Source organism: Moorena sp., assembly GCF_982860115.1.
This window is the reverse complement of record NZ_CEYLVT010000417.1, coordinates 1-2,998: the sequence shown is the minus strand read 5'-3', so window position 1 is coordinate 2,998 and position 2,998 is coordinate 1. Positions and strand designations below refer to the sequence as shown.

The following is a 2,998-nucleotide window of genomic DNA, read 5'->3' as shown; positions in this document are numbered from 1 at the left end:
CCTCTTGCCTCTTGCCTCTTGCCTCTTGCCTCTTGCCTCTTGCCTCTTGCCTCTTACCTCTTGCCTCTTGCCTATTGCCTCTTACCTACTCCCTGCTCCCTACTCCCTATTCCCTCATGAAAACCAGCTTAGCCAAATACTGGACACTGAATTACATTAATCGTTTGGGTCAACATCAAACTAAACCGATAGAAAAGGCTAAGGAATTTATCAGTGCCCAAGCTCTTACCTTATCTACAGATGAAGACACCATAGACCAGGGACTGATTAGCAGACTGTGGCAACGTTATCACACCCAAGACGACGACCTTGAGCTGGCTGAGGTTTGTCTACGTTGTTTAGTTTCTCACCAAATCAAGGAAGTTTGTTATCAGTTAGTAGAGCAATTTGGTCAGCAACATAATTTTACCATGGATGACCTACTGCCATTAGTCCTTGACCGTTATCCTGAGCCCGATCAAGGCCATAAACTAGGGGTAGATAATTCTATAACTACCTATAGTTTAAAAACCTTTGATCCAAAGAAAAGTAGCTTATTTTCCTGGACAAAAAGACTGGTTAAAACGAATAAGGAGGTGAAACGATTTTTACTCTACTATGGAATTGAGCAGGTAACGGATTGGTTATTACTGAAACAAACTACTCCTGCTAAACTACACCGTATTCTATCGGAGTTTCATCAGCTAACTGCTCAGGAAATTAACCACTATCGTGAGTTATTAGAAAGTTATCAAAGGATTTATGTAGGTCAACTGCAAGCAGAGCGTAATCAAATTAACCAACAACGACAACAACAAGGCTTAGGTAAACTCACAACTCCTTACCCAATTCCTAGGAAAGAGCAATTAGAGCTGATCACAACCTTGGGTTCATCCATCGGGAAACTATCTCCAGAAGCAGTGCTTACTGATTTACAACGGTTAGCTCAGCTAATTCGAGACTATAAAAAGAATCGTGGCAGGAATGTTACCACTCAAGCGTTAGGAAAATTTGAGCATCAATTAGCAGCTGATGATACCAGTAATAATCAGGAAGAAGACGAGGTATTAGCTGCCTATGACCAATTACTACAGGATTGTTTAACTACTGCTATTCAAGACGTTATACAAAACCGAGTTGCTTATCTAAGTCGTCAACAAAAGCCAAAACATCAGCAATTTTTACAAGCACTAGATTTATTTCACTGTCAGCATGTTACTATGACTAATATTGCTGCCAAAATCGGCTTCACTGCTCAATATCAAGTCAGTCGCTTGCTAGACCTAAAAGCCTTTCGGGCTGATATTGCTAGACGCACTTCCGTGAGATTACATCACCAACTCGTGGAGTTAGGCCAAGCCTACGCTTCTGCACAAAGTGTTAAGGAATTAGAGAAACGAATTAGTCAGTTTGTGGAAGAAGAAATTAACCGGATTATGACTGCAGCTATGAAAGAAACCTTTGTTAAAAACAAATACAAACTGTCTAGTAATTTTTCTCGCACCTTATGTGACTTATTGAAAAAGGGAGCAGGGATTAGGGAGTAGGGAGTAGGGTGTGGGGTGTGGGGAGTGGGGAGTAGGGTGTGGGGTGTGGGGTGTGGGGTGAAAGGGGGGGATTAGATTCAAAAGTCCCCTTAAAAAACGAAGGGAGTAATTAAATTCAAAAGTCCCCCTTATTAAGGGGGATTTAGGGGGATCTCAATCATGGTCTACTCCCGACTCCCGATTCCCTATTCCCTACCCCCCACACCCCACACCCTACCCCCTATTCCCTATTGCCTATTGCCTATTGCCTATTGACTGTTCCCTCAATATATTCTCAACTTAAAATGCTAAATATATCTACAGAAATGATTTCCTTTCCAGCATTAACCGAAACCCTAACGCTGGAATTAGAACAACAACAACAAGCCCTGGATATAGCCAACCAGATGGCAGAGAAACCAGGAACATTAGCTATCTATCTCCAAGAGTTAGCCTTACTAGTTTTTGAAGATTGGCTGGAAAAACGGGAGCCAAGTTTACGGGTAGAACGAGCAGCTAATGTTTTAGTAAACTCTGAATTATCTCAAGCTATTGCTAAAGTTATTAATCCTGTGTGTAATCTACAGGTAGGAGAGTTTAAGATTTGCCTTATTCCTACCTTTGGATTTAGTGACCCCTTCGTAACGCTGCCTGAAGCAATTGTTACTATTCCCCAATTCACTGCTCATTTTTATGTCGTTATTGCCATTGATGATGACTTAGGGATTGCTGGGATTAAAGGGGTAAATCGATACGACCAGTTAGTCAGAGATATTAGTAATCTAGTTGTTGGCTCTGATCATAATTACGAGCTCCCTTTATCTAGGTTTACTATGAGTGGAGACGACTTACTACTGGATTTACAATGTCTCTCTCCTGAGGAAATTCCTTTAGCAGAAATACCACAGCCCGAGCCTAATTATGTTAGAGACGTAATCGAAATCCTGAATCAACGGGCGATTGATGTGGGACAATGGTTATATAATCAAATTGATGACTTAGCTCAAGAGTTATCTTGGCAGCTATTACCAGCACCTTCCCCAGCATTGCGGTTTCGTCGTAACCCAGCCCAAGAATTAGCTGAGATTATAACTATTATTGATATCGAAATTCCTGCTGCCGCTGTCCGTAGTTATCGAGATTTTCAACTAGCTGGAATTCCACTGCGCCTTTATGCTGTAACTTGGCAATTACCCCAGTCTGAACCAGAAGGGGATTGGAGTATATTGCTGATCCTGGGAGCTAGCCCAGGTAATACTCCACCTTGGGGGATAAAATTGCGTATTACTGATTATACCATGGTCTTGGATCAACAGGAGTTGACCACTAATAACGACTATTTATTTACTCAGTTTGTGGGGGCTAATCATGAAAAGTTTCTAGCTACAATTATCACTGCTGACGAAACAGCACACACCTCGATGTTGTTTGAATTTAAAGGGAGTAGGGAGTAGGTAGTAGGGTGTGGGGTGTGGGGTGTGGGGTGTGGGGAG

Annotated in this window: 2 protein-coding genes; both read left to right on the top strand. The window is 42.0% G+C overall.

The features are described 5' to 3' along the window. Positions 1–1,526, top strand: a 1,526-nt coding sequence (locus AC4II3_RS32245; RefSeq protein WP_490723031.1) for a hypothetical protein, incomplete at its 5' end; no start/stop codon positions are given. 284 nt (positions 1,527–1,810) lie between these two features. After that, the gene (locus tag AC4II3_RS32240) at positions 1,811–2,959 is read left to right on the top strand and encodes a DUF1822 family protein (RefSeq protein ID WP_488014806.1); all 1,149 of its coding nucleotides are present in this window, start codon (positions 1,811–1,813) and stop codon (positions 2,957–2,959) included. The last annotated feature ends 39 nt before the right edge of the window (positions 2,960–2,998 follow it).

Excerpts from the sequence above, each read along its gene's own strand:
- AC4II3_RS32240 (WP_488014806.1), top strand. The coding sequence starts at position 1,811 with ATGCTAAATATATCTACAGAAATGATTTCCTTTCCAGCATTAACCGAA.